The 19,914-nt window shown below is 69.3% G+C and carries 23 protein-coding genes and 1 pseudogene; 9 read left to right on the top strand and 15 right to left on the bottom strand.

Annotated features, from left to right (window positions below; genetic code table 11):
• Positions 1-20 precede the first annotated feature (20 nt).
• Positions 21-704 carry a recombinase family protein gene (locus tag ACIBP6_RS07625; RefSeq protein ID WP_397049823.1) on the bottom strand — a complete coding sequence of 228 codons (684 nt, stop codon included), beginning with the start codon at positions 702-704 and terminating at the stop codon, positions 21-23.
• A 290-nt stretch (positions 705-994) separates the two neighbouring features.
• On the opposite strand from ACIBP6_RS07625, the gene ACIBP6_RS07620 reads away from it, so the two are divergent.
• The 4 genes from ACIBP6_RS07620 to ACIBP6_RS07605 all read left to right on the top strand — a co-directional run bounded on the left by ACIBP6_RS07620 (position 995) and on the right by ACIBP6_RS07605 (position 4,051).
• Positions 995-1,570 carry a GNAT family N-acetyltransferase gene (locus tag ACIBP6_RS07620; protein WP_397049821.1) on the top strand — a complete coding sequence of 192 codons (576 nt, stop codon included), beginning with the start codon at positions 995-997 and terminating at the stop codon, positions 1,568-1,570.
• 142 nt (positions 1,571-1,712) lie between these two features.
• A complete protein-coding gene (locus tag ACIBP6_RS07615; RefSeq protein ID WP_397049819.1) occupies positions 1,713-2,048 on the top strand; it encodes a hypothetical protein in 336 nt (111 codons plus the stop codon).
• Positions 2,049-2,402: 354 nt separating this feature from the next.
• Positions 2,403-3,272: a helix-turn-helix transcriptional regulator gene (locus ACIBP6_RS07610; protein WP_397049817.1), complete on the top strand. Its 870-nt coding sequence runs from the start codon at positions 2,403-2,405 to the stop codon at positions 3,270-3,272.
• 26 nt (positions 3,273-3,298) lie between these two features.
• On the top strand, positions 3,299-4,051 hold the full coding sequence (locus tag ACIBP6_RS07605; protein WP_397049816.1) for an SDR family NAD(P)-dependent oxidoreductase: 753 nt from the start codon (positions 3,299-3,301) through the stop codon (positions 4,049-4,051).
• Positions 4,052-4,340: 289 nt separating this feature from the next.
• On the opposite strand, the gene ACIBP6_RS07600 is transcribed toward ACIBP6_RS07605, so the two are convergent.
• A complete protein-coding gene (locus ACIBP6_RS07600) occupies positions 4,341-5,564 on the bottom strand; it encodes a serine hydrolase domain-containing protein (protein ID WP_397049814.1) in 1,224 nt (407 codons plus the stop codon).
• 238 nt (positions 5,565-5,802) lie between these two features.
• Here ACIBP6_RS07600 and ACIBP6_RS07595 point away from each other — a divergent pair, with 238 nt between their 5' ends.
• Together ACIBP6_RS07595 and ACIBP6_RS07590 are read left to right on the top strand one after the other, a co-directional pair.
• The gene (locus ACIBP6_RS07595; RefSeq protein WP_397049812.1) at positions 5,803-5,940 is read left to right on the top strand and encodes a hypothetical protein; all 138 of its coding nucleotides are present in this window, start codon (positions 5,803-5,805) and stop codon (positions 5,938-5,940) included.
• Between the two features lie 4 nt (positions 5,941-5,944).
• Positions 5,945-6,721 carry a MerR family transcriptional regulator gene (locus ACIBP6_RS07590; RefSeq protein ID WP_397049811.1) on the top strand — a complete coding sequence of 259 codons (777 nt, stop codon included), beginning with the start codon at positions 5,945-5,947 and terminating at the stop codon, positions 6,719-6,721.
• Between the two features lie 127 nt (positions 6,722-6,848).
• On the opposite strand, the gene ACIBP6_RS07585 is transcribed toward ACIBP6_RS07590, so the two are convergent.
• From ACIBP6_RS07585 to ACIBP6_RS07535, 11 genes are all read right to left on the bottom strand, one after another.
• A complete protein-coding gene (locus ACIBP6_RS07585) occupies positions 6,849-7,106 on the bottom strand; it encodes a hypothetical protein (protein WP_397049809.1) in 258 nt (85 codons plus the stop codon).
• 144 nt (positions 7,107-7,250) lie between these two features.
• Positions 7,251-7,427 carry a hypothetical protein gene (locus ACIBP6_RS07580; protein ID WP_397049807.1) on the bottom strand — a complete coding sequence of 59 codons (177 nt, stop codon included), beginning with the start codon at positions 7,425-7,427 and terminating at the stop codon, positions 7,251-7,253.
• A gap of 111 nt (positions 7,428-7,538) precedes the next feature.
• Positions 7,539-8,057, bottom strand: a complete 519-nt coding sequence (locus tag ACIBP6_RS07575; RefSeq protein WP_397049805.1) for a GNAT family N-acetyltransferase — start codon at positions 8,055-8,057, stop codon at positions 7,539-7,541.
• A gap of 19 nt (positions 8,058-8,076) precedes the next feature.
• Complete coding sequence (locus ACIBP6_RS07570) at positions 8,077-8,631, bottom strand: helix-turn-helix domain-containing protein (protein ID WP_397049803.1); 555 nt, start codon at positions 8,629-8,631, stop codon at positions 8,077-8,079.
• 27 nt (positions 8,632-8,658) lie between these two features.
• Positions 8,659-8,946, bottom strand: a complete 288-nt coding sequence (locus ACIBP6_RS07565) for a DUF6204 family protein (RefSeq protein WP_397049801.1) — start codon at positions 8,944-8,946, stop codon at positions 8,659-8,661.
• Entirely contained in the window at positions 8,934-9,587 is a 654-nt protein-coding gene (locus ACIBP6_RS07560) for a TetR/AcrR family transcriptional regulator (RefSeq protein WP_397049799.1), read from the bottom strand. Before ACIBP6_RS07560 ends, ACIBP6_RS07565 begins: the two co-directional genes overlap by 13 nt.
• A gap of 115 nt (positions 9,588-9,702) precedes the next feature.
• A complete protein-coding gene (locus ACIBP6_RS07555; RefSeq protein WP_397049797.1) occupies positions 9,703-11,451 on the bottom strand; it encodes an ABC transporter ATP-binding protein in 1,749 nt (582 codons plus the stop codon).
• A 2-nt stretch (positions 11,452-11,453) separates the two neighbouring features.
• A complete protein-coding gene (locus ACIBP6_RS07550) occupies positions 11,454-13,250 on the bottom strand; it encodes an ABC transporter ATP-binding protein (RefSeq protein WP_397049795.1) in 1,797 nt (598 codons plus the stop codon).
• 22 nt (positions 13,251-13,272) lie between these two features.
• Positions 13,273-13,662: a cupin domain-containing protein gene (locus ACIBP6_RS07545; RefSeq protein WP_397049793.1), complete on the bottom strand. Its 390-nt coding sequence runs from the start codon at positions 13,660-13,662 to the stop codon at positions 13,273-13,275.
• Positions 13,659-15,080: an MFS transporter gene (locus ACIBP6_RS07540; protein ID WP_397049791.1), complete on the bottom strand. Its 1,422-nt coding sequence runs from the start codon at positions 15,078-15,080 to the stop codon at positions 13,659-13,661. The genes ACIBP6_RS07545 and ACIBP6_RS07540 overlap by 4 nt, the downstream gene beginning before the upstream one ends.
• Positions 15,081-15,266: 186 nt before the next feature.
• Positions 15,267-16,307 (bottom strand): SDR family oxidoreductase, encoded by a 1,041-nt coding sequence (locus ACIBP6_RS07535; RefSeq protein ID WP_397049789.1) that lies wholly within the window; start codon positions 16,305-16,307, stop codon positions 15,267-15,269.
• 161 nt (positions 16,308-16,468) lie between these two features.
• On the opposite strand from ACIBP6_RS07535, the gene ACIBP6_RS07530 reads away from it, so the two are divergent.
• The gene (locus ACIBP6_RS07530; RefSeq protein ID WP_397049787.1) at positions 16,469-17,353 is read left to right on the top strand and encodes a helix-turn-helix domain-containing protein; all 885 of its coding nucleotides are present in this window, start codon (positions 16,469-16,471) and stop codon (positions 17,351-17,353) included.
• A gap of 342 nt (positions 17,354-17,695) precedes the next feature.
• Here ACIBP6_RS07530 and ACIBP6_RS07525 read toward each other — a convergent pair.
• Positions 17,696-17,809 (bottom strand): annotated as a pseudogene (locus tag ACIBP6_RS07525) (Tn3 family transposase); the annotation flags it as partial.
• Between the two features lie 50 nt (positions 17,810-17,859).
• The gene (locus tag ACIBP6_RS07520; RefSeq protein ID WP_397049785.1) at positions 17,860-18,456 is read right to left on the bottom strand and encodes a TetR/AcrR family transcriptional regulator; all 597 of its coding nucleotides are present in this window, start codon (positions 18,454-18,456) and stop codon (positions 17,860-17,862) included.
• A gap of 116 nt (positions 18,457-18,572) precedes the next feature.
• Between ACIBP6_RS07520 and ACIBP6_RS07515 the strand changes: the two genes are divergently transcribed.
• Together ACIBP6_RS07515 and ACIBP6_RS07510 are read left to right on the top strand one after the other, a co-directional pair.
• Positions 18,573-19,403: an SDR family NAD(P)-dependent oxidoreductase gene (locus ACIBP6_RS07515; RefSeq protein ID WP_397049783.1), complete on the top strand. Its 831-nt coding sequence runs from the start codon at positions 18,573-18,575 to the stop codon at positions 19,401-19,403.
• A 24-nt stretch (positions 19,404-19,427) separates the two neighbouring features.
• Complete coding sequence (locus tag ACIBP6_RS07510) at positions 19,428-19,868, top strand: SDR family NAD(P)-dependent oxidoreductase (RefSeq protein ID WP_397049781.1); 441 nt, start codon at positions 19,428-19,430, stop codon at positions 19,866-19,868.
• The last annotated feature ends 46 nt before the right edge of the window (positions 19,869-19,914 follow it).

Raw genomic sequence — 19,914 nt, 5'->3', positions numbered from 1 at the left:
AGACTCGGACCCCGTCCCCACTACGCCCCATCCAGGGTCTTCTTCGGCCGGCGGCGCACAGTGCCGCCCTTCAGATGCCCGTACACCGTCGAGCGCGGCACCCCGAATAGGTCCGCGATCTGCTGGACGGTCTTGTCCCGCGTGTCGTACAGCTGCTGGGCGAGGGCGGCCTGGTCGGCGGTGAGCTTGGGCCGGCGTCCGCCGACCCGGCCGCGGGCGCGGGCGGAGGCCAGGCCGTCCATCGTGTTGGCCACGATCAGCTCGCGCTGCAGCTCGGACAGGACCGACAGCATGCCGAACATCGCGCGCCCCTCCATCGTGTCGGTGTCGATGCCCTGCTCGATCACATGCAGTCCCACCCCACATTCGCGCAGGTCCGCCCCGAGGGTGACCAAGTGCAGGACTGAGCGCGACAGCCGGTCCAGCCGGGTGACCTTCTGCGTGTCGCCCTCGCGCAGCAGCTTGAGGGCCAGATCGAGGCTGGGCCGAGAATTCTTGGCGCCACTGGCCTTGTCCAGATGGATGTTGTTGCGGTCAACGCCCGCGCGCAGCAGCGCGTCGATGCGTAGCCGAAGAGCACTGTCGAAATCCAATCCGCGCGTACCCTTCACCGACATTGATTTTCGACACGCGTTATCGACAGCGCTCATCTGCGGTTGTCGGTTTCTGAAGTCCTCTGCACTGATTACCGAGGTCGTCTTCAAACTGACTGATCTGAACGCGCCTTGCTCATGCGAGCTTCGCGGTACGCCGTCGCCGACGCCCTCCGCGACGCCCCCAGACGGAGCCGACGGCCCCGCCCGCCCTGTGACACCCGACCAATCCCGCCCCGGCCTCCGGGCCCACTTGATTTCAGGACGCGGGTTTTCCGGGAGCCCTGGTCGCTTCGGTGTCCTGTCGGTTCCTGTAGGGCGATCGCCGCGCCGTTCTTGGAGTCGTCGTCCGCAGTAATCCGTTTGTGTATCACCACAGCCCGCTGTCAGTATGAGGGCCCATGCGTCACCCTCTTGACACGCTGGACTGGCCGATTTCCACCGAGCGGCTGCTGTTGCGCCGGGCTGCTCCCGACGACCTGGACGCGACCTGGGCCTTCCGGCAGCTGCCGGAGACTCACGAATGGGTCGTGGCCGCCACAGTGACCTACGACGACTACCGTGAGCGTTTCCTCCGCGAGGAGCGGCTCGTCGACCTGCTCATCGTCGAACTGGACGGCCGGGTGATCGGCGACCTGACACTGAAGGTCCAGGACGGTTGGGCCCAGGAAGAGGTCGCTGACCAGGCGAAAAGCGTCCAAGGAGAGCTCGGGTGGACGCTCGATCCCTCCTACGGCGGCAAGGGCTACGCCACCGAAGCGGTACGCGCCCTCATCGACATCTCCTTCAAGAGTCTTGGCCTGCGCCGCCTGCACGCGGACTGCTTCTACGACAACGAACCCTCGTGGCGGCTGATGGAGCGGGTCGGGATGCGCCGCGAACAGCACACGGTGAGAGACTCACTCCACCGCACCAAGGGATGGCTCGACGGTCTCTCATACGCGCTCCTGGCCGAGGAATGGCCCGCTCACGAGTGATTACGGCGGAGACGCTTGGGAGTCCTCGCCGGGACGAAGATCACGCTGTCACTCATACGCGCGGCCGCTCTCCTGCCGGCGCTGCGGCTGTAACCCAAGGACGCCACCGCGCCGGCACGGCTCAGTGGTGGGGTGAAGCGCGGTGAAGGACATCCGGCCCGCCCGTCGTCGTTGGCGTCCGGGGGGTGGGCCAACGCTTGGCGGCCGGAGGCTTCGGCGACGGTGCGGGCGTGGGCGTGCCCAGCACGACTGGCAGTCCGCCGGTCCGGGATGGCTCGGCAAGCCTCAGAACCTGGAGATCGGGATCTTCCCTTCCGAGCCACTCGGTCAGAAAATCGAGGATGGCGGCGGCATCTACGACATGGAAACGATCGTCACGACGCCGGAACGCCTTGCCGAGGTAGTGAACCAGCGTCCAAGCGAGTGGACCATCGGCGTCTACGACAAGCCAGCTCAAAAGTCACAACGTCACTCATGACCACTAATCACTCATAACGCGAATGCGAGGAAGGCTTCCACCCGACCGATGATCGGCGCGACGACGCTGCGCGTACGGATTCCTGCCAGGTTTACACACCGTCCTCGTTCACGACGGCGGAAGATGCATCCTGGGGCAGCGCCGCCGCTCCGAGCGGCCGCACGCCGCCGCCTCACCAAGCCCTGACGACGGATGGACCCATTAGGCCAGGGCAGTAGCATTGTCGCCCGAAATTTCTTCAGTACTACTGGGACCCCCACACAAGGCGGCCCGGTCGGCGGCATCCCCGGGCAGCGACACGCGGGGGCGCGCCCGTACAGATGAGGTCTGTTAATCACGACATAACATGACCTGATGGGCATTTCCCGGCTCTCCACAGATGCGCGGCAGCGGCGCAGCTCCGAGATGCGCGCATTCCTCCGGTCGCGGCGAGCCCGGGTGACGCCCGCTGACGTGGGCATGCCGGCAGGCGAGGGCCGCCGTACGCCCGGGCTGCGGCGGGAGGAGGTGGCGGTGCTCGCCGGCGTAGGAGTGTCCTGGTACACCTGGCTCGAGCAGGGACGCGACATCAACGTCTCCGCCGACGTCCTGGACGCCATCGCCAGGGTGCTGCGCCTGGAGCCCGCAGAGCGCGAGCACCTGTACCTCCTCGCCGGCCTCAACCCGCCGCCGGCGGCGCCGTCCGAAGGACGGGTTCCCGATGCCGTGCGGCGGCTGCTGGAGGGCTGGCTGCCGCTGCCCGCGTACGTCATCGACCGGCACTGGAACGTCCTCGCGGTCAACCGCGCGGCGGAGATCGTGTTCCAGTGCAACGAGTACGACCACAACTGCCTGGTCAGCTTCTTCACCAACGCCCGCTACCGTGCGGCAGTCGTGGACTGGCACGACGCGGCGCGAGCGATGATCGGCCTGTTCCGGGCGGACGCCGCCCGCTACCCGGACGATCCCGAATTCGGCCGCCTGGCCGCGGACATGTGCGGCGCGAGCCGCGCCTTCGCCGAGATCTGGGCGGAACTCCCTGTGGGCGGCCCCACTCACGGCACCAAGGCCCTGGAGATTCCCGGCCTGGGGACGCTGACCTTCGAGGCCACCACCCTGCCGCTGCCCGAACTGCCCGGCCACCGCCTATCGCTGCACACCCCCGCACCCGGGACGGGAACGGAGGCCCTGCTGGAGCGCTTGGTGGTGGTGTCAGACCCAGGTTCAGCCAACACTGCCGCGTAAGCTCGCACCGCTCGAGAATCGGCGGCATGAAGCGATTCACGAACAAAACAGTTCTGATCACCGGCGGCACCAGCGGCATCGGCTTCGCGACCGCGCGCAGACTCCTCGACGAGGGCGCGTACGTCGTCATCACCGGCCGCGACCGGCCCCGCCTCGACACCGCAGCAGAACTCCTGGGCTCCGAGCGGGTCCTGCCCGTCCGCGCGGACGTCAGCGTCGACGCCGACCTCGACCTCCTCATGCGGCGCGTCGAGACCTGGCGCGGTACTCTCCACGTGGTCTTCGCCAATGCCGGAATTGCAGACTTCAGGCCAGAGTTCACCCGGAAGGACTTCGACCACACCGTCGAAATCAACTTCAAGGGAGTGTTCTTCACCATCCAAAACGCGCTGCCGCTGATGGGCGACGGAGGCGCCGTCGTCATCAACGCCTCCTGGACCCTGCACCGCGGCCTCCCGGCGGCCTCGATCTACGCCGCCAGCAAGGCTGCCGTGCACAACCTCGCCCGCACCCTCGGCACCGACCTCGCGCCGCGTGGCATCCGCGTCAACTCCATCAGCCCCGGCTACATCGAGACCGAGATGTACCGGTCCGCCATCGACCCCGACGCGGAGACCCGCATCACGGCGGAGGTGCCGCTCGGCTCGCTCGGCCACCCGGACGATGTCGCCGCCGCCGTCGCCTTCCTGGCCTCGGACGACGCGTCGTACATCACCGGTCAGGACCTCGTCATCGACGGCGGCCTGGTGGCAGCGGCGCCCCTCGGGTTGCGCCTTTGACAGCCCTACAACAGCCGTAGCAGGCCCACCGCTGCGCCGCCTCGGACAGGGTGGTGAAGTCGATCTCGGGCAGGTCACGGTCGAAGTCGTCGGGACGCAGACGTAGCACTTCGGCCCGGTCTTTCAGCCCTCCGGCAGAAGCTGGCGCATCACCTCCATCAGGTCCAGCGCGGTATGGAAAATCACGCAGTTGGCCAGCAGGAGTTCAATTCGATCACTTTCTCCTCCGGGCCGCCTCAGCTGGGCCCATGTTGGTTGTGCCTGCTCGGCTTGGCGTCCGCGCTCGGTGTCAGTCGCCGATGGCCTGGTAGAGGGTGGTCCAGAAGTCGTGGAACAGCCGCGCCGGATCCGGGGTGGACATCCCGACCTGAGTGAGCAAGATTCCGGTGAGCTGGTTGGTCGGGTCGGCGTAGACGGTGGTGCCGGTTCCGCCGTCCCAGCCGAACTGGCCGATGGGCGCGTAGTCGGCGCGGTAGGTGCGCACCGCCATTCCGAAGCCCCAGCCGCCGTGCAACGCCAGCCCGGCCGACAGATGGGCGATGTTCCTGTACATGGTGTCGCGGGCGGCTTGTTGCGCGAGCGTGAGGCAGTTGGTGGTCATCAGCTCGACGGCGGGCCGGGACAGGATCCGCCGATCCTGGTGCATGCCGTTGTTCAGCAGCATCCGGAAGAAGGCGTGGTAGTCGTCGACAGTGGAGACCAGTGCGCAGCCTTGGAATGCCGGAGGCTGACTGACCCGTCCGCCTGCGGCCTCGTCCCACACCAGGAACTCTCCGGTCTGCGGGTCAGGCCCGTACAGGGGTGGTAGCCGGTCGATCTTGTCGGCGGGCACATGGTAACCGGTGTCGGTCATGCCCAGCGGATCGAGGATGCGTTCGCGCAGGAACGTCCCGAACGACTGGCCGGTGACCCTGGCAACGAGCACGCAGAGCACCTCGTGGCTGAGGTCGTACTGCCACCGCTGTCCGGGCTGGTACGACAGCGGGAGCTGGCCGAGGAGGCGCATCCACTCGTCCGGCTCGGGCGCCGGTCCGGACGCCACGCTGTAGTCGGTCGCCTCGAAAATCGCGGCCCTGATCGGGGAGTCCAGCAGTTCGATATCCATTCCGAGCCCGAACGTTGAGGTGAGCAGGTCTCGTACGGTGATCGGCCGGTGGGCCGGCACGGTGTCCTCCAGCGGGCCGTCGGGCCGTTTCAGCACCTTCCGGTCGGCGAGTTCGGGCAGCCACTCATCGACCGGGTCGTCCGGCCGCATCCGGCATTCGTCGAGCAGGACCATCGCCGCGGCCATCGTGACCGGCTTGGACACCGACGCCATCCGAAAGATCGTGTCCCGGCGCATCGGCGCGCCACCGTCATGCCGCATCGTCCCGAGCGCTTCGACGTGCGTCTGGCCTCCCTGGCTGACCAGGGCGACCAGCCCGGGAATCTTTCCGGACTCGACATGGCGTGCCAGCACCTCGCGCAGTCTGCGCAGCCCCGCATCGGAGAAGCCGCTGTTGCTTTGTCTCATCATGAAACTCCTTGTCTCCAGCGTTCGAGCTCACCGCAGCCTTGGTGGCTACCGGCCCCATTCGGCGGCCATGCAATGAGCGTGCACCCTGCCCTAAGGTCAAGGTCAACCCTGTCGCGATCACGAGCTGATCTGCGCCGATCTCAGGCGTCCCCGGGGCCTGGGCCAGCGGTTGGGCCGCGGTCCGCGCGCTCCGGCGCGGTGATGGACTGGAACAGCTACGCGCTAGCCTCGCCCTATGATCGCCCGCCACCCGTACCCCAAGATGAATGCGAAGGTCGCCGGCGACCACGGCTCGATCCCGCGCACGGACTTTTCGGCCGTCGCCGACGCGGTGTGCGAGACGGCAGCCACCCGCGACCTGGAGGTGCGCTAAGACGATGGCAGACGGGCTCACGATCGGTCAGGCGGCGGCGTTCGTCGGCGTCACGATCAAGACTGTGCGGCACTATCACCGGCTCGGCCTGGTCGCCGAGCCGGAACGCGACGGGTCGGGCTACCGGCGTTACCGGTCGGCCGACCTGCTGCGGCTGGTCCAGGTCCGGACGCTGGCCGAGGCCGGCGTGCCGCTGGCCGAGATCGGTGACCTCATAGACTCCGATCCCGAGGAATTCGCCGCCTCCCTGGACGACGTCGAGCGGCGGCTCACCGAACGGATCGAAGACCTGATCGCGCGCCGCGACACGCTGCACCGGCTTGCCCACGGTGACCGGGCCCTGCTTCCCGACCGGGCCTGCGCGGTCTTGGACCGACTCGCCGAACTCGGCTTCAGCCCCGACTACGTGGCCGCCCAACGGGAGGCTCTGGTGCTGGCCCGGGCACTGGTTCCGGAGATCTTCGACGGCTTCCTGACCCGGCTCGAACACTCGCTCGACGATCCCGAACTCGTCGAGCTGACCAAGCGCGGCGTCGATGCGATGTCCTGGGATCCCGACGACCCGCGGATCGCGGAACTTGCGTCCGCGCTGGCCGACAAGCTACTGGCCGACCGCGCGCTGCTGGCACCGCCGACCGGGTCTCAGAACCAGTCCGATGCCGCCGCCCGGTACGGGGTGGTCAACCACCACCGGGAAGACCAAGCACCAGCCATCGCCCGGTTGAACGCGCTGGTCGAGGCGAAACTGCGCGCGGCTGGCATCGACATCCCGCATCAATGACCGGCACCCAGCATGATCGCCACTGCGCCCAGCCCCGGGCGCGGTCCAAGCGTCCAACGAACCGCTCGTCAAACGAACGCTCGGCCACGACATCCGGTTGGACTCCTCGACCCGCCGAGTTCCCACCTCATGCCTGAGCTGAGAATCGCGACGGGCTACCGCTAGTTTCTGCGCTCAGCCTCCTCGCGGGCCAAGCGCGTGACGGGTCAGATCTCGTCGTCTTCGGCGGCGTCGGTTCACGCAGGTCGCGGATGGCGCCGGTGGCGAGGTCGGGCAGGGCGAAGGTGTAGGTGCCGTGGACGCCGAGGTGGGAGTGGACGAACTGGGCCAGCCGGGCCATGTCCTCCTCCCGGAACGAGTAGCCCTGATCTTTGAGCTGACGCACGGCGGCGTCCAGGTGGACGGTCGTCCATGATCTCGCGGTTGGTAGGTCTCGTCGACGTCGATGTAGAACCGGATGTGCAGGGTCTTGAAGATCGCTTCACCTGCGAGAGGTCTTCGACCTCGCACATGAGGCTCGGGTTCGCCCTCAGCTGGTGACGGTGCGTGACCCGCTGGATGTGCCGGGTGCGGTCTTGGCGGTGGCCGCCATCCTCTTGCACAACATCTCGGCCAGGTCATCATGCGCCCGCGCCTGGGCGGTGTGCGCCAGGCACACCAGCAGCGCGACCCGCTTGGCCTGCACGGTGTAGGTCCGGGCCAGCACATCGGCATCGGCAGCATCGGCTTCCCCCCGCGAAATCGGCGATCTTCAGATCCCCGGTGCGTCAACCCACCCGCTCGCACGTGCACGGGTTTTGGGCTTGTGTGCTGACCCCTATGAGAGGCGCTTGTAGAAGAAGCTGCAGTCGAGCAGCGTCCCGTCGGGCGCTCCGGCGTACGCGGGGACGATGCCGTAACGGGTCCAGCCGCCGGTGAGGTAGACGCGCTCGGCGGTGCTGCAGGTCTCGGTGTCGAGCATCAGCAGCTCGATCCCCGCCTCGGCCGCGGCCCGCTCGGCGGTGGCCAGCAGGGCGCGCGACAGGCCCCGTCCGCGCGCGGAGCGGCGGACCATCAGCTTGACCAGCTCGGCGCGGTGGCGGGAGTTGGGCTTGCTCGCCAGGACCAGGCTGACGGTGCCGAGCAGGACGCCGTCCTCGCGGCAGGCCCACACCAGGTGGCTGCCGGCCGCCACCGCCGGGGCCTGCGCCCGCCACCACGCGGCGGCGTCCTCGTGGTCGAACGGCGTCACGAACCCGACGGACGCGCCACCCTCCACGGCGTCGGCCAGCAGGCCGGCCAGCTCCTTGACGCAGGAGCCGAACTCCGCGGCGGATACGCGCTCGATGCTGGGCATGCACTCCTCCGATCGGGGGTCAGGGCAGGACGACGAAGATCGCGTACCGTACGGGGCCGGGGCAGCGGAACCGGGAGGCGCCCCACAGGCGGAAGCGCAGGCAGTCGCCCGTCTCCACCCGATGCGTACGCCCGTCGGCGGTGATCTCCACCGTCCCTTCCAGGACCCAGATGTGCTGCTCCAGCCCGGGCACGGGCGGCGTGTCGTAGGCGATGTCGGCCCCGGCCCGCAGCCGCCCCTCGACGACCTCGCCGCGCAGCCCGGGGTGCGGCGGCGACACCGAGCGGCGTACGAACCCGGACTCCTCGTCGTGCCACACGGGCTGGCCGGCGGCGGTGACGACTTGCGGCGGCTCTGACTCGACCTCGGCCAGCAGCCGCGACATCGTGCGCTCGTAGACGGCGCAGAGTCTGCCGAGCAGGGCCGCGGTGGGGCTGATCTCGCCGCGTTCGAGCCGGGACAGTGTGGAGCGGCTGATCCCGGAGCGGCTCGCCAGCTCCTCCAGCGACCAGCCGCGTCCGGCGCGCAACGCGGCGAGCCGCTCGGCCAGCCGCGCTTCGACGTCCTGTATCACATCCGGGAATGTATCCCAGATCTGAGATCATTGGCGACGCCGGATCTTGATCTCCCGCATGTCGGTCACGGCGAGCCGCAGGATCTCGTGCGGCTGGCCGTGCGCCTCCAGCGCCGCCATCGCACCCAGCGCGGCCTCGTCCTCGCCGTCGTCGGGCCCGGCCGGCACCTGGCAGCGGAACGTGAACGCCGACACGCTCGCGTCGTGCGTGAACGTCCCCGCCTCGGTGAACGCCATGCCGCCCGCCGCCCGTACGGCGGCCCGCCCGGCGTCGTCGAGCCCGGCGAACTTCCCCCTGATCGTCACCCTGAACACACGGGCTCCTCTCGTACGGCATAGGTCAGGACGCGTTCGCCCAGCACGCTCTCGGCGGCGTCCAGCAGCTCCAGCACGGCCCCGGCGATCTCCTCGGGCCGCTGCCCGGCGGCGGTGCGTCGGGCGATCTCGCTCAGCGCCAGCGCGTGCAGGCAGCCGATGTGCCAGGCCACCACCCGCGGCAGCGGGTCGTCCGCCTCGGCGCCGGTCTCCTGCGCCAGGACGGCGGCCAGCGCCTCCGTCATCTGGTGACCCAGCTCCTCCAGCCGCGCGGTGAGCGTGGGCGCGGCCCGCATCATCTCCAGCACCCGCCCGAACCCGGCGCTCAGGCCCACCCGCCGCTCGCGCTCGCGCACCTCCTCGCGCAGCCGCGCGAGCACCGCCCCGGCCGCGGACTGCCCCGGGGGCCGCTCGCGCACGATGTCGGCCAGCCGCCGCGGCGAGGCCTCCTCGGGCGGCAGCACGAGGTCCTCCTTGGCCGGGAAGTAGTTGTAGACGGTGTTGACCGACACCTCGGCGACGGCCGCGACCTCGGCGATCGTCACGTTGTCGAAGCCGCGCTCCACGAACAGCCGCACGGCCGTCTCGGAGATGCGCTGCCTGGTCAGCCGTTTCTTCCGCTCCCGCAGTCCTTCCGCCACATTGATGGAGTCTACCACAAATTTGGAGTACGTTGCATTTTTCTGGATGGCGCCCTGGGGGTCGGCCGGGCAGGAGAAGCAGCACTCCGACCCAGCTGATCGCGGACAGGTGGCGTCAGCTCGGGACGGTGAGCGTGTCGCGGCGGGTCAGGCGCCATCCGGCCGCGCGGCTGCGTTCCCGCCAGTACCGGGCGTAGCGGCCGCCCGCGGCGAGAAGCTCCTCGTGGGTTCCGGTCTCGGCGGCGACTCCGTCGGCCAGCACCACGATCTGGTCGGCGTCGCGGATGGTCTGCAGGCGGTGAGTGATCATCAGTACGGTGCGCTGCCCGGCCAGCGCCGCGACGGCCTCCCGCAGGGCGTGCTCGTTGTCGGCGTCCAGCGCGGCGGTCGCCTCGTCCAGCAGCACGATCGGGGTGTTCTTCAGCAGGGCGCGCGCGATCGAGATACGTTGCCGCTCACCGCCGGACAGGCGGCTGCCGCCCTCTCCGACCGGAGCGTCCCAGCCGCCTGGCAGGCGGTCCGCGATGTCGCCGACCCGCGCGGTGCGGGCGGCGGCGTAGACCTCCTCGTCGGTGGCATCGGGCCGCCCGATGCGCACGTTGTCGAGAATCGTGCCGTCGAAGAGGTAGACGTCCTGGAAGACCACCGAGATGAGTGATGTCAGGTCTTCGGTCCGCATGTCGCGAACGTCCACACCGCCCACCCGTACCGTGCCGGCGTCGGGATCGAAGAACCGCGCGATCAGCTTGATCACGGTCGTCTTGCCCGCACCGGACGGGCCGACCAGGGCGGTCATCCGGCCCTGCGGCACCCGCATCGACAGCCCGTCCAGCACGGGGGTGCCGTCGTATCCGAAGCGCACGCCGTCGAGTTCGACGTCGGCGCCGGCCGCCCGCCGCGTCGTCTCCGGTTCGGGCAGCGTCTCGATGTCGAGCAGGGCGTTGATCTCGGTCAACGCGTTCTCGGCGACCCGGATGGCGCCACCGAGTTCCGCGGTGAGCATGACCGGTTCGACGAACCGGGCCGCCAGCACCAGCAGCGCGACCAGTTCGGCCGTCGCCAGCGAACCGTCGAGCACCAGATAGGTGCCCAGGGACAGCAGCGCGATGAACGCCGCCTGCGCGATGAAGCCGAGGCCGACGATGCCCGGCATGCCGGCGCGGAGCATCCGGCCACCGGCCGCGTGCTGCGCCGCGAGCGCTTCATTGAGGGCGGCATGCCCTTCCACCGTGCGGCCGAAGGCCCGCAGAACCGGCTGGGCGCGCGCGAATTCCACGACCCGCCCGGCGGCGTCGGCGTGGATGCGGTCCGCCTCCCGGTCGGCGGCCTGCATGCCCCGGCCGGCCACGCGGTACACCACCGCGACCGCCACCGCGGCGACGGCCGTCGAGACGGCCAGCCGCCAGTCGAACAGGACCATGGCCAGCACCACGACCAGCGGTGTGACGAAGGCGTCGACCAGCTGCCGCAGCAGGTGAGCGGGCAGCCCCATGACGTCGATCACGCGCTGCGAGGCCAGGCGCCCGAGCCCGCCGACGCGATCGGCGGTGAACCAGGCCAGCGGCAGCCGCGCGACCTTGTCACCGATGCGGCGGTGCAGGTCGCGGAGCAGATCCGCACAGGTCCGGTAACCGATCAGCGTCGCCGGGTAGTTCACCGCCGCATAGCCGGCCCACAGCACCGCGAGGGCGATCACCCATGGCCAGGCCCGCTCCGGCTGCGCGCCGAGCAGCTCGCGCAGCGCCGGGACCAGCAGGACGAACGCCACTCCCTGCAGCAGCGCCGCGGCGGTGAACCAGCCCAGCAGGCGGCGCAGCGCGCCGCCGTGCTCAGGGCCGAGCGCGTTGAACAGTCGACGGATCATCGTCATTCCTCCTTCGTCCCGCCGGCCCCGGCGTAGGCGTCTCCGAGACCGGTCTGCTCCTGCAGCCGCCACATCCGCGCGAACCGGCCGTCGGCGGCGAGCAACTCCTCGTGGGTGCCCTGCTCGACCATCCGGCCCTGTTCGAGCACCACGATGTGATCGGCGCCGACCACCGAAGCCAGCCGGTGCGCGACGACGAGCACGGTCCGCCCGGCCGCCAGCTCCGACAAGCCGTCCTGGATCAGCGCCTCCGCTTCGGGATCGGCATGTGCGGTCGCCTCGTCGAGCACCACGATCGGGGTGTCCGCGAGAATGGCCCGGGCGATGGAGATCCGCTGTGCCTCACCGCCGGAGAAGCGCACGGCCCGGCCGACCACCGAGTCATAGCCGCGCGGCAACGCACAGATGCGTTCGTCGATGGCCGCCGCCCGCGCGGCGCGGCGCACCGATTCCTCGTCGGCGTCCGGACGGGCGAGGCGGATGTTGTCGCGCACACTGGCGTCCAGCAGCTGGACGTCCTGCAGGACGAACGACACCAGCCGGTACAGCTGGTCCGGCGCGATCTCGCGCAGGTCGACGCCGCCGACCGCGACGGTGCCCGCGGTCGGGTCGAAGAAGCGCGGCAGCAGCTTCGCCAGGGTCGTCTTCCCCGAACCGGACGTCCCGACCAGCGCGGTCACGGTGCCCGGCGCCAGCACCAGATCGACACCGCTCAACACCGGCCGATCCGCGTCATAGGCGAACTCCACCCCGGAGAACTCCACCCGGACGCCCCCGTCGAGGTCCGGCTGCCGAGGCTCGGCGGGGAGCGGCAGGGCCGGCGCCGCGAGCAGCGCACCCACCCGCTTGGCCGCCGCACTCGCCATCTCCAGGTCGTGGCTGTGGAAGTCCAGCGCCTGCACGGGCGCGGCCAGCCCCAGCCCGAGGATCGCGAACGGCAGCAGGTCGAGCGCGTCCAGGTTCCCGGTGGAGACCAGCGCCGTGCCGCCGGCCAGCACCGTCAGCAGAACGGTGACCGGGCTCAGCACCAGCGCCGAGACCGCGCTCGCCCGGAAACTCGTCGACATCCAGGCGATGAAGAACGTCGCGAAATCGTCGGCGGCCCGCGTGTAGCGCCGATGCGCGCGCCTGGCCTGCCCGAACATCTTCACCACTGCGATGCCTTCGACGAACTCGATGACGCTGCTGACGATGCGCTGCTGGGCATCGTCGTAGGCCGCCGTCCCGGCGTTCAGGCTGATCACCAGCCGGACGAACAGCGCGATTCCGATCACGATCGGGATCAGCAGGATCAGCGTCATCCGCCAGTCCACCCAGAACAGGTAGACCAGCGTCACCAGCGGTGTGACGGCGCTCCCGGTGAAGTTCAGCAGGGAATGCGCGACCAGGTGATGCATCGCGTCCACGTCGTGCTGGACCGCCTTCCCGATGCCGCCCGCGCCCCGATCGGTGAACCACCCCAGCGGAACGCGGCCCAGCCGGTCGACCAGACGCCGCCGTACCGACAACTGGAGATCCAGATCCGCGTGATGTGCGAGCGCTCCCGCCGCGGTGGTCAGCAGCAGCCATACCGCCAGCGCGCCCGCCGCGATCGCGGCGACCGCCCAGGCTCTGCCGCGGTCGGCCGGACCGGCCGCCAGCAGCACCCTGGCCAGCTCCGCCACCGCCGCGAACGGCACCACGGCGACCACCGCCGCGACGGCCTGCAGGCCGATCGCGATGCCCAGCCGGGGCCGGACGGGACGCGACAACTCCCCGAGACCTACGACGGCCGTAGGCTCCGCCTGCTCCGTTTTCATCGTGTGACCCTCCATGCCGGTTCTAGGCTTCGATCCGCTTCTCCAGCCGGGTGCCACGCGGCAGGGTGACGGCCATGATGGTGCTGGGGATGTCCAGCTCGATGCGGTGCCAGCGCCCGCGCGGGACGATGGCGGCGGTGCCGGCCGGCAGCCTGATCTCTTCCTCCCGTCGTCCGGGCCGTTCCGGGCGGAGGTAGAGGCGAAACTTTCCGATGAGGCAGCACACGATCTCCTCGGCCTCGGGATGCACCTCCCAGCGGTCGGCGTGGACGTCGGCGTCGGTCTTCGCGTGGAAGGCCATCAGCCGCCAGCCGTCCTCGTCGCAGTCCAGGGCTCTCGTCCCGGCGTGGATCTCGCCGTCCTGGTGAAGCCGGAGAAGCGACGCGAACAGATCGATCGGGGTGGTGGTCATGCCGGGGCATCCTTCCTTCGTGCGACTGCCGGGGTGCCGGTCGATCGGTCATCGGTCTGCTCGGCCCATGACGGAGGGCCGGCCCGGCGCAGGACAGTCAGGGCGATGAGGACGGCGGCGACCAGGAGCCCGGCGCTGAGGGTCAGGCCGAGCGCGTACCCGTCGTTGAGGGTCTCGGGTGTGACGGTCTGCCCGGTGCGGTGCTGCGCCGCGGTGCCGAGTGCGGCCAGCCCGAGTGAGGCGCCGATCTGGCGTGAGCTGTTGAGCAGGCCCGATGCCGTGCCGGTCTCGTGGTGCGCCACGCCTGCGGTGCCGATGGAGACGACTGGTCCGAGGCAGAGCCCGAAACCGACGCCGGCCACGATGGAAGGCCCGAGCACGTCGGTGACGAAAGCACCGTCCGGGCTGATCAGGCCGAACCACGCCATCCCGGTCGCGGTCAGCAGTCCACCGGTGATCAGCAGCGTACGCGGCGGGAGACGGTAGCCGAGCTTGACGGCGAGCACGGAGCCGGCGATCACGCCGAGGGCCAGCGGCACGAACATGAGCCCGGTCAGCGCCGGTCCCGTTTCGAGCACGCGTTGCAGGTGGAGGGACACGAAGTAGAAGGCCGACGCCATGGCCGCACCGGCCAGGAGGTTGTAGGCGTTCGCACCGGCGACGGAGCGGTTGGCGAACAGGCCGAGCCGGATCAGCGGGTCGCGAGCGGTGGTCCGCTCGACGTGGACGAACGCGGCCAGCAGCGCGACGGCGACCGCCAGGGTCGTCACGGTGACCGGCGAGGTCCACGGATACTGGCCGGTCCGGACGACGCCGAACACCAGCAGCGTCACGCCCGCCGTGGCCAGCACGGCCCCGAGGACGTCCGGACGGCTGCCGCGCGCCGGTGGCGGGCCTCCGGCGACGCCCCGCCAGACCAGGGCCAGCGCGCAGGCGGCCATGGGCACGTTCACGAACATCACCCAGCGCCAGCCGGCGTACTCCGTGAGCAGGCCGCCGATCAGGACGCCGAGCGCTCCCCCGGCGGCGTTCGTCGCGCTCCATATGCCGAAGGCCCGGACGCGGGCCTTGCCCGCGGGGAACGTCGTGGTCAGCAGCGCCAGCGCGGCCGGAGCCAGCGCGGCGGCCCCGATGCCCTGCGCGGCTCGGGCGGCGATCAGATGGCCGGGCTCCTGGGCGAAGCCGCCGACGAGTGAGGCGAGACCGAACAGGCCGAGCCCGAGGAGCAGGACCCGCCTGCGGCCGTACCGGTCGGCCGCCTTGCCGCCCAGCAGGAGCAGCCCGCCGAAGGTGAGCGCGTAGGCGTGGATCACCCAGGTCAGGCCCACCGCGCTGAAGCCGAGGCCGGCGGCGATCTCCGGGAGCCCGACGTTCACCACCGACAGATCCAGCGACACCATGAACTGCACGACGGCCACCGCGGCGAGGGTGAGTCCCGGCCGCGCAGAGCGTGTGGATGTACCGACCGAGGTCCTCATGACCGCAATCGTCGTCCAGTCGCTGGTCAGGGGCGTCTTACGAGCGGAGTCATCTCCGACTACCCCTCAGGGATCAACGACCCGCCGGACTACGACGCCGGGAGTAGACCGCGGACGGCAGGTGGGTCAGTGCTTGACGAGCGACTTCGCGATCATGCTTTGTGCGGACGCGATGATGGCGTCCTCCGACTTGCGCGGCTGCCAGCCCAGCACGCGGCGGGCCTTCTCGGTCGAGACCTTCTTGACGTGGTCGAGATCGGCCGCGACGGGACGGAACTCCGGCGAGAACAGGGCGGCGATCCGCACGACGATGTTGGGGATGGTCCTGGTCGGCACCCGCCTGGCGGCGTCACCGAGATGTTCCTTCAGGGTCGTCCCGATCTGCTTCATCGCGATCGCGGGCCCGCCGGCGACGAGAAACCGCCGGCCCGCGGCGCCGGGAACCGTCATGGCCGCCACGTGGGCGCTTGCCACGTCGCGCACGTCGACGATCGGGATCCACATGTTCGGGTAGCCCGGCATCTGCCCATCAAGGCTTCGCCGCACGATGTGGTTCGCGCCGGAGACGTCCTTGCCCAGCACGGGCCCCATGACCGCGACGGGCAGGATCGTGGTCAGCTCCATCGAACCGCCCTCGGCCGAGATGAAGTCCCATGCGGCGCGCTCGGCGAGGGTCTTGCTCTTGCCGTAAGCGTCCACGCCCGGTCCGTCGAGGACGGACCAGTCGTCCTCGGTGAAAGTGCGGTCGGTGTGGGGGTGCCCGAAGCCGACGGCGTGGAATGCCGAGGTGAGGACGACCCGCTTGACGCCGGCGCCGCGGGCGGCGCGCAACACGCGCAGAGTGCCGTCACGAGCGGGGACGATGACGTCGTCCTCGTTCTTGACGTTGTCGGTGTGCACAGGAGAGGCGACATGCAGCACGAAGTCGCACCCGCGGACGGCTTCGGCCCATCCCGTGTCGCTCGTGAGATCGGCTGCGACGAAGCTCAGAGCGTCGCGGTTCACCATGCCGGCGTCAGCGAGCGCAGCCCGCACCGCGCTTTCACGCTTCAGTGACCGTACGGTCGTGCGCACGAGGTAGCCGTGTTCGAGGAGTTGGAGAATGCAGTGGCCGGCGATGAAACCGGACCCGCCGGTGACGAGGACGCGCTGTCCACTTGTGATCATGTGCTCGCTCCGATGATCGGTGGGATGGTCTGGGCGGCTCCGCGACAGGTCAGCGCCCTCGACAACGATCCGGCCGGCGACCGACCCTAGCCAGGACCTTCACGAGCCAGGGGTCTGACAGGGCCCCCGCGCGGGCGTCCTTCGCGGCTTACCGTGGGGATATGACCGAGGAGCCGAACCTGCTGGGCGCCTTTCTCCGTGCTCGCCGTGAGCTCGTCACCCCCGAAGAGGCCGGCGTGCCCGTCCTGGGCGTGCGGCGGGTAACGGGCCTGCGCCGCGAGGAAGTCGCCATGCTGGCCGGCATCAGCGCCGACTACTACCTGCGCCTGGAACGCGGTCGCGACCGCAACCCGTCGTCGCAGGTCCTCGAAGCGCTGGCCCGCGTTCTGCGCCTCGACGACGACATGAGGGCGTACTTGCTCGGACTCACCGCGGAGAAACCCCGCCGCCGCCAAGGCCGGCGGAAGGAGACCGTCCCGCTCAGCACCGCCAAGTTCGTGGCGATGCTCCCCGTACCGGCGTTCGTCGAGGGGCGCTACCTCGACGTCCTGGCCGCCAATCCGCTGGCCACGGCCCTCTCGCCGCGCCTCGTCGCGGGCGCCAACCGGCTGCGGGACGTGTTCCTCGACCGCGGCGAGCAGGCCCTCTTCCCCGACTGGGAGGGAGCCGCCGCCGGGCTGGTCGCCGGTTTCCGCGAGGCGGTCGGCACCGACACCACCGATCCGCGCTTCATCGAACTCGTCGGTGAGCTCTCCCTGGCCAGCCCGCTCTTCCGGCAGCTGTGGGCCCGCCACGACGTGCGGCCCCGGGGCGGCGCGGCAGTGCCCTTCAACCACCCCCAGGTGGGCGAAATAACCCTCAACAGGGAGAAACTTCTCATCCCTGGGACGGAGGGCATCATGCTCGTCGTCTATCACCCCGATCCCGGCACGGACGACGCCGACAAGCTGGCGCTCCTCGGCTCCGCGATGCTGACCCCCGTGGTCCCCCACATCCCGGCCGCGACCGACAGGCACGACACGCAGCACGGTGAAGGCTCCGCCTGAACCCGCGCTCCCCGAAGGGCCCTCCACTCGGGTCCGCGCGACCAGCCCCAAAGTAGCTCTCTGTAATCACGCTCACGGATTGTGTTTCCAAGGGCCGTTCGGGGCTTGTTTCACAAGCGACACTGCGCGCCGCCGGCATCGGCCTGGAATTCCTCACCGGCGAGGTAGAGAGGCTTAAAGGCTGACGTTATGGCGGCTCTGGGTCGAGTCCGGTCTTGGCGATAAAGCCGCTGATCAGCCCGGGACGATACTGCATCCGCTTCGGTCTCGTCTTGATCAGACGAGCGAGCTCGGTGAGGATCTTCTTCGCCAAGTTCACCAGCGATCGCTTCAGATGAGCCCACGGCGCAGGACCTGCTCGGCCTCGGCGGTGCCCAACCGGAGCGCTGTGGCGTACTTGATCATCTGGCCGTAGTGGTGGGCGATCAGGTCCCAGTTGATGGGGCGGTTCTTGATGATGCGCTCCAACTTATGTCGTCCAACGCCGATCCGTCGGCACGTTCGCTCTATGAAGAGCGCTGGCCTCGGTGGTCCGGCCTGGCCCGTAGGCCGTCGAGGATGAGCGCGAGGTAGCGGCGCCACGGTTGAACGGCACCGGCGGACGGCAGATCCATCACGGAGTCGATCATCGCAACGATGGGCGCGATGTCGCCCACCGTGATGTCGTCGCGCATCGTGCCCTGTTCCTTGGCGCGGGCGATGAGGCAGCCGCAGCACTCCACGATGCCTTCCCGGGTGCGCGCGATCTGCTTGCTCTCGCCCGCACCCTGCCGTATAAGTTCGCGGAGCCCGCGATCGGTCGCGGCTTGTTCCAAAGCATGTTCGAGGAAGGCTCTCAGGGCTTCGTAGGCGTCCTGCCCTGCCAGTGCGGCCTGTGCCGCGGCACGGATGTCATCCAGCTTGCCAGCGTAGATGGCCTCGGCGAGGGCCTCTTTGTTGGGAAAGCGTCGGTAGACGGTGCCGACGCCGAGTCCCGCGTGGTGGGCAACGTCGTTGAGCGTGGCTTGCAGCCCGCGCGCGGCGAATACTTCCTGTGCCGCCGCCAGCGTGCGCAGCCGGTTGTGCTCGGCGTCGCGGCGCAGTACCGGTGTCTCTTCGCTCATGGCATCCCATCCGTCCGGATAAATGGATACATCATATCCACTTCGTGCTAGGCTGTCCGACATAAGCGGATATGTCATATCCACTTCGGTGGGTATGCGGGAAGAGCAGGTGAAACATGCAGACCGTGGTCATCACCGGAGGCACCGATGGGCTCGGCAAAGGGCTGGCCCTCCACTACCTCCACCAAGGCGCTCACGTCATCGCCGTCGGCAGCACCGCAGCAAAGGGACAGGCCTTGCTCGCCGAAGCGAAAGCCCTGCCGACCGGACGGGCCAGCTTCGTGCGCGCCGATCTCACCTCGGTGGCCGCCTCCCAGGAACTCGTCGAACGGCTCGGCGAGGATCAACCGGTCGTGGACAAGCTGGTCCTCTGCGCCCAGCGATACCGGCTCTTCGGCGACCGCGTGACCACCCACGAGGGCTTTGAGCACAGCTTCGCGCTCGCCTACCTCAGCCGTTTCGTGCTGAGCCACGGCCTCCACGACGCGCTGCGGGCCGCCCGCAGTCCGGTCATCATGAACGTAGGCACGCCCGGTGTGCCGCTGGGCCGCATCCACTGGGATGACCTGCAGCTGACACGTACCTACAGCGGGACCAAAGCCACCCTGCAGTCCTTCCGGGCCAACGACCTCCTCGGAGTCGCCTTCGGCGTTCTGCATGCCGACAGCGGCGTCTCCTATATCGGCTACAACCCCGGCGTGGTCTCCACCGGCATGCCCGCGAGCCTGCCACAACCACTACGTGCGACGACCAAGACGTTCTTCACCCTGTTCGCCACATCGGTCCCGAGGGCGATAGCACCCATGACCGCGCTCCTGGACGACCCGCCGGCCGGGCCCTTCACCGCCCACTGGCAGAAGCGCCGACTGCCACTGGACGGCCGCGCATTCGACCGGCATGACGCACTACGCCTCCATGGCCTCACGCGAGAACTGATCTCGCGCTGACGGCCATGTCCATGCCCTGTTCCGATGCTCCACCTAACCGACCCGGACGACAGCGTCCCGACCAACCTGGAGAAAGCACAGATGACACTCAGCGACATGACGGGCAAGACCGCGGGGATCGGCATGGAGACAGCCCGCGGCCTGGCCAAACTGGGAGCCTCCGTCATCCTGGTAGGGATCGATCACGCCCAAGCGCAGCAAGCCGCGCAGGACATCCGCACCAGCGCCGGACACGATCGGGTGAGCGCCTTCGCCGCCGACCTCACCAGCCTCCACGGGCTGCTCCAGCTCCGATCCCAGATCGCCGAGCGCTGCAACGCGCTGGACGTCTTGGTCAACAATGTCGGCATGAACCGGCCACGCCGGGAGTTGACCGCCGACGGTGTGGAGAAGATGTTCGCCGCCGCCTCCTGCCAGTCCTCGGGTACCACGTGCTCGATCGGGACCGTTTCGGCGCGGTCGTAGAAGACGACCTCGGAGTCGGCGTAGCGGTCCAGCAGCCTTAGCGCGT

It is taken from the genome of Nonomuraea terrae, assembly GCF_044465245.1.
Taxonomy (GTDB): Bacteria; Actinomycetota; Actinomycetes; order Streptosporangiales; family Streptosporangiaceae; genus Nonomuraea; species Nonomuraea terrae.
Note: the sequence above shows the minus strand (reverse complement) of the source record. Positions and strands in the feature narration are given on the sequence as shown.